The sequence below is a fragment of the Bacillus sp. ISL-75 genome (assembly GCF_018613095.1).
Genome location: NZ_JAGGQX010000017.1, coordinates 61,052 through 67,310, shown reverse-complemented (window position 1 = coordinate 67,310; position 6,259 = coordinate 61,052). Strand labels below are relative to the sequence as shown.

The following is a 6,259-nucleotide window of genomic DNA, read 5'->3' as shown; positions in this document are numbered from 1 at the left end:
CTACGTGACCGGAACCGTTAAAAGAATCAATAGCTTTTAAGTGCTCTCCCAATAAAAAAAGACAAAGAGCAGCTTGCTCTCGTCTTCAGCTAATATAAAACATAAAAGTTCCTAGAACAAAATCAATCTTCTTTCTGGTAAACACCCTTGTCTACTTGGACAAGGGTGTTTGTTTAGTTTTACGATATTATTTGCTTTGAATAGTAGAAATATATTTTTTAACTACTTCATAAACATATTCTTGATTGGCTGCTGCCGTATCCGGGTTGTAGTTATCACCATTTGTTTTATTATTAGACAGTACTCGAATACCCAAGAATGGTACATCATAAGCTTTTGCCATTTGTGCTGCTGCGGCACCTTCCATTTCTTCTACAGATGTACCGTAATTCGTATGGAACCATTTAATTCGATCAACTTCATTATTCCAGACGTCTGCTGAACCGATTGTACCCTCGACAACTTTACCCTTAGTGTAGGTATCTTTTACTGCATTAGCAGCTGCAAGTAAATCCTTATCGCCCTCGTAGTAACGGATTTTTTCAGCATTAGGATCTGACCCGCTTCCTTCAGAAGCCATTAAGTCCATCGGAATCCATTGTGTGGGATCCATTCCCTCGTTTTCATTTTTACTTTCTGTTTTTAAGGAACCGATATTTGTCGTTCTTTTTCCTAAAACAATATCAAATACATGTAAATTCGGATCATGTCCGCCAGATGTACCTTGGTTGATGATAGCGATCGGGTTATATTTTTCAATCGCCACTGCTGTAGCGGCTGCTGTATTTTCCATTCCCTTACCTGTTTTAGCAACGATTACAGGATAATTGTCCAGCTTTCCTTTGTAAAAGATGAAATTCCCTGATTTTTCCACTTTAACTTTTTCTAACTTTTGTGCAAATTTTTCAGCCTCTATTGGCATTGGACCTTGAATAAGTATTGGCCTCCCAGCACCCTCTACCTCTGTTTCATTTAGAAAAGCTGAATTACGTAATGCAAGCAACAATAAGAACAGTAGAGCAATAGCTGCTAATGGAGCGTATTTCTTTAAGATTTTGTTTGTCATAAAAAACCTCTCCCTTTTCTCTTGATGTTTAATAAACTCGAAAATTTTGGTCAATAAAAAAGGTCTAGAAAATGTAGAATGGATTTCTACCTTCTAGACCTACAAGAGTCAAAGTATAGCTCATTTAGCAAAAATGTAAAAATATGCTAAATGATAACATGGCAACGGCTAAAAAAGCCGTAGAGCCAAATACTTTAACCCGTAGTCTAGTTCTTTCATTGGGAACCAGGTAGAAACACTCAGACCATATTACCGAGTATATACGAGTAATGATATTTAAGATGATTACTATGTTAATATAACAAATATAAAATAGATAATCAATAAAAAGGTGAATATTAATCCATTTTAACTATTTAATGTTCGTGTTTAGGAGAAATTACCGAGAAAACCGAGAGAAAATCATACAAAATATCATCAATACCGATTAATATGTAACCATGCACTTTACTCTCTCTGAAATTACTTAATATTGGTTGTTTGTTACTTTTTAAATAACCAGCCTTTTTTGTAAAACCAAAAAATCATTACAATTACAATGATCGCCATAACTCCTAGAGTGATAAAATAGCCGTAGTGCCAATGTAACTCTGGCATATGATCAAAATTCATTCCGTACACGCCTACAATAAATGTAAGTGGCATAAAAATGGTTGTTATAACGGTAAGTGTCATCATAATCGAATTCATGCGATTGGATTGAATAGACATGTAATTCTCCCTCATATCAGAAGTAACGTCTTGATTAGACGCAACCATATCCGTTAACTTCATCAAGTGATCATATATATCGGAAAAATAATGGTGAATTTGTTTTGTTTCCTGAATCCGCTTCGAGTTTATCATCCGGTATAACAAATCTCTCATTGGAATGATCGTTTTTCGCAACCGAATCAGTTCTCTGCGAATCTCATAAACCTCTTCGATGATTTTTTTACTGCTGGCTTCCTTCTCTTCATATTCATTTAGTTTATCCTCAATTTGATGCAAAATTGGAAAATAGCAATCCACTAATTCATCAATAATGCTATGTAGAACAAATAATGGTCCAACCTTTCCCATTTCCTTACTTGCAAATAATTTTTGCTTAACCATATCTATCGCCTCATCCTTCTCCTTATGAAAGGACACGACGTAGTTATCTCCTACAAAAACATCTATCTCCTCGCACCTTATTGTTTTACTTAATGAATGTAAAACAAAGAAAAGGACTCCATCATAATAATTCATATTGGGGCGCTGGATAAAATGCAGACAATCCTCAATCGCCAAGGGATGAAAGTGGAAAAATTCACTTAACAACTGCGTTTCCACATTAGTTGGTTCCTCAAAATCCACCCAATAAAATTTGAACCGATCTGACCTTAGATCCTCCAATTTTACTTCTTTTATCAACTGATTATCTTGTGTAATAGCATAGGTAAAAATCATTCATAAACCTCACTTTATTGATTTCAGCCATTCTAATTTAACCGCTAAAACTTATCACTCTTCGCTAAATTTCGAGTGGTAACCAAAGGCACTGATATATCCAGAGGGAAACTTTCGAACCATTAGCTTCCCTGTATTTCCTTAACACTCTTTCCAGATAAAAATGCATGACCAGTAGTTAGTTTGGCTATCGTTTGGAATCCATATTTTAAGTAAACCTTTTCGACTCTCTCATTGATCGGAAAAACCCAGAAATTCTCCACTCCTTGATTCTTTACTTCCTCTTGCAACAACCTTATCATGAAACATTTCTCATTTGTTCATGAGTATCCCCATAGCTGAGGCTAGGGGTTTCGAAAGAATAGGCTTTAAAGCCGCATTGTCTTTACGAGGGCTACCACAAGTCCCGCTACTACATCAGACCGAGGCCTTCAGCTTTGCTTTTCTTTTCTTTATGATGATTATTTTTCGTGGGGATTGGAGGAACTGTTTTTTCTCCAGTCCTTTGAAGACATCCATGGTATGTTTACGGACAATATTAAAAGCTCCATTCACATCCGCATGGATCAAAATCTTAGAACCCTTGATTTTATAAAAGGCTCGACTGCTTCTATACCCGCTAAAATTAGTTTGATGCTCTTCCCCGTAAGTTGGAATCGGGTCATGATTCAAGAAACTAGACTTGGAGGTATAGCTTTCTTCTCGAACAATGACTTGAATTCCATTTCGCTCTGCTTTGTATCGAATCATTCCTATGAAAGTGGCATATGGGATTTGTATGAAGGTTTGTTTACTAGTCTTTTGCATATCAACCTCCATCTTCCAACCCTTATTTTTTCCAATGATGATCGTATCTATGGTTCTTTCTTTCGCAATCTCCACCACTTTTGCGCTGGCCTTATGGAAAAAATCCATGACTCGATTGTTCCTTTTTCGGTCTAATGAAGTTAATCTTGTGCTGTTAAACTTCCCTTCCTTTGGTCCTTTTCCATTTCGAAGGATACTCATGTATTTCGCTCTTAATTTGTTATAATATTGATTGATCGATTTTAACCATTTGCCCTTGATAAGCAGAGGCTTTAGCCCCGTGTTATCGATGATAGTTGCCAGGTTATCTACGCCCAAATCAATACCCATTACTCGTTTCGGCTCAAATATCCATTCATTTAATTGTTTTTCTGATCGTTTGATCTCTTTTTCATCTTCATTTTTAAAAACGACTTCCATTACATACCGGCCATAAGTCGGGACAATCCGCACTTGTTGTAGTTTACCATCTATATGTGCGATTTTCCCCAGTTTTAATGTAAGAGGAGTTCCTGGTAATGAAAGCACATTTCCATTTTTAATTTTGGTAATTTGATTGGTTAAATAAGAAGTCGTACGTCCATTCTTCGGTTTATACTTAGGAATCTTTGGCTTTCCTGAAAAGCTAGTAGGCATGGTTTTATATTTCTTAGAGGCTTCGAAGAAACTTTTCCAATCATCATATACCTTTTTCATGGTTTGTTGATTAGACTGAGAGGGCATAGAAAGGTAATCGGTTTGTTTCATCACTTTAAACAGCGCTTCTACAAAGTTATAAGGAAGGAATGCTTTCTCTTGATGAGGCATTTTAAATAGATTTGGTTTTGGCTCCAAAACGTGACCATTATTATATCAATTTTTTTAGGCTTAGATTTGGCTCTCTCAAAACTTTTTAGACGAATTTTATTCATTTGAGGTAAATGGTCTTGAATATCTGTTAGAACTTGAAGTTGATTTTCATTTCTTGTTTCTTTTATTAAAGCAGTGTAAACCTGTCTAATATAGTAGTTGGTGATATTGTACAAGTTTTTCGCTTTAAAACAGAGTGAGTCACAGTAGTCGAACAATTCATGTTCCGGCTGAATTTGTATTTTATAGGATCGATACATATCATTCACCCCTCTCCAAAAGGAACAAGTGTTCTATTTATATATTCTCATTATACCAAAGAATTTCAAAGAATGTATAGTAAAATTACTTGCATTATCCTAAAAAAACGAACAAAAATACAGCTTATATCCCCATATCTAAAGCTAGGGGTTTTACGCTGCTTTTTGATAATTTATATATCATCACAAAAAAAAGAACAGAAGAAGTATAGAACGCAGGTGGGAGTAATCGCTAGTAAAACACAACAAAAATCTCCAGTAGCTTTACTTTTAAAAGGAGAGATCATACAGAAATTAAAAGTATCAAAAGCTAAAATGAATGTCTATCTAGAGGATGGAATGCCTCACTATATGATTGGAAATGAATACAGGTTTCTGGAAAGTGAGATATTGAAATGGCTGGAGTCCTATCAACCATCGCAGGAACGGTTAGAGAGTGACTTTATTGATAAAAAAGGACGGACCCTAGAAGAATATGTAACTGAAGATATCGTCCTCACAACGTTGCGGATCACAAAAGAGAAATTGGTGGGATTGTGTAAAAAAGGGATGCCTTTTGAAAGAGTCGGCGAAAAGGATTTTTTTCATATTCAGGATATCCTCGACCATTATCGGAAGGGACCTGTGGTCATACCGAAAGGAACACCTCCGGCTAGAAGTTCAAAGAAAAAATATTTACTGCCGTTATGTCTAAATATTCCTAAAGAGGTACCCTTTATTATCGTTGATGGTTCTTACAATTTTAATAATCACAATGCGGGGACCGGTTTGGTTCTGATTGTAAATTGTGATACAGCAACTGGTATCTCCAATGTCAGAAATATCAAAACAGCAAAATCTATTGTTTGTGAATTTCGAGCACTACTGGACGCATTAAGACTGATTAAAAAGAAAAAGATTAACAAAGCCATTATCGTGACAGACCAGGAAGCATGGTCTAAAGGAATCGCTATTGATGTAAATGCTTATGAAGGATCGGTTAAACCCTATATAAAAGAGTTTAATCAATTATGGACGGAGCTAAAGGGAAAAGTTGTCGTTAAATTTGTTGGAGAAATGAGCGATGGGAAAAAGAATGTCCTTTATAAAAAAGCTCATACCTTAAGCCGGGCATATAAAAAAGCTGCGTTTGATCATTTAGAGCTAGAATAATATTTGGTAGTTTGAACTAAAAAAGACAACGTGAGAGAGAAACTTTGAGAGAAGTATCCATTTCACTTTTATTAGTTGGCATTATTTAACATTAAAAATGAAATAATGTAACTAAAACCTCCCAGTTGGGGGGTTTTTGGCTTCAAATAAGACTCTATGTAAGTCTGAAATGGATCTTTTTATCAAGAAATTTTGATTTGTGCATTTTTAGGAGGGTTTTGTGCCATTTTCAGTTGGTTTTGTGCCATTTTAAACACCTTTTGTGCCATTTTCATAGGGTTTTGTGCCATTTTAAACACCTTTTGTGCTATTAGACAATATATGTAAAATATCAACCTCAAATTGAACTTAATTTTTCAGAGGATTTGATTTAAAATAGCAAAAAGCTTCTAGTCCACACTAGAAGCTTTTCTACTTTACCGCTTTAACTGAACGGTGGCAGACCCCCACCTATCAATTAGATGTTATCACAGTTTCCTTCTTGTCTATTGATGTAATAATTACCTTATACGAATCATTCTTTATGTTTGCCTTGTTTTCTTTACTCGTTGGAATACTTGAATGGTGTTATTGATAACTTTGGTTTTCGTTAAAGATTAGACGTATACCCTTTCTAGAGAAACAGCTACATCCCCATTCCTGGGAAACCGCCCATTCCCATTCCTGTGGAACCACTCATTCCCATTCCTGGAAA

The 6,259-nt window shown here is 35.5% G+C and carries 4 protein-coding genes, 1 pseudogene and 1 riboswitch; of the genes and pseudogenes, 1 reads left to right on the top strand and 4 read right to left on the bottom strand.

Annotated elements, in window-relative coordinates:
• Positions 1–187: 187 nt before the first annotated feature.
• The 4 genes and pseudogenes from J7E63_RS07525 to J7E63_RS07510 all read right to left on the bottom strand — a co-directional run bounded on the left by J7E63_RS07525 (position 188) and on the right by J7E63_RS07510 (position 4,138).
• The gene (locus J7E63_RS07525; protein WP_215010889.1) at positions 188–1,066 is read right to left on the bottom strand and encodes a 5'-methylthioadenosine/S-adenosylhomocysteine nucleosidase; all 879 of its coding nucleotides are present in this window, start codon (positions 1,064–1,066) and stop codon (positions 188–190) included.
• A gap of 182 nt (positions 1,067–1,248) precedes the next feature.
• Positions 1,249–1,352, bottom strand: a riboswitch (purine riboswitch).
• Positions 1,353–1,549: 197 nt separating this feature from the next.
• Complete coding sequence (gene corA / locus J7E63_RS07520) at positions 1,550–2,497, bottom strand: magnesium/cobalt transporter CorA (protein ID WP_215010888.1); 948 nt, start codon at positions 2,495–2,497, stop codon at positions 1,550–1,552.
• Between the two features lie 122 nt (positions 2,498–2,619).
• A pseudogene (locus J7E63_RS07515) lies at positions 2,620–2,787 on the bottom strand (GNAT family N-acetyltransferase); the annotation flags it as partial.
• 127 nt (positions 2,788–2,914) lie between these two features.
• Positions 2,915–4,138 carry an RNA-guided endonuclease InsQ/TnpB family protein gene (locus tag J7E63_RS07510; protein ID WP_215010886.1) on the bottom strand — a complete coding sequence of 408 codons (1,224 nt, stop codon included), beginning with the start codon at positions 4,136–4,138 and terminating at the stop codon, positions 2,915–2,917.
• A 440-nt stretch (positions 4,139–4,578) separates the two neighbouring features.
• Between J7E63_RS07510 and J7E63_RS07505 the strand changes: the two genes are divergently transcribed.
• Complete coding sequence (locus J7E63_RS07505; protein ID WP_215010885.1) at positions 4,579–5,565, top strand: helix-turn-helix domain-containing protein; 987 nt, start codon at positions 4,579–4,581, stop codon at positions 5,563–5,565.
• Positions 5,566–6,259 lie beyond the last annotated feature (694 nt).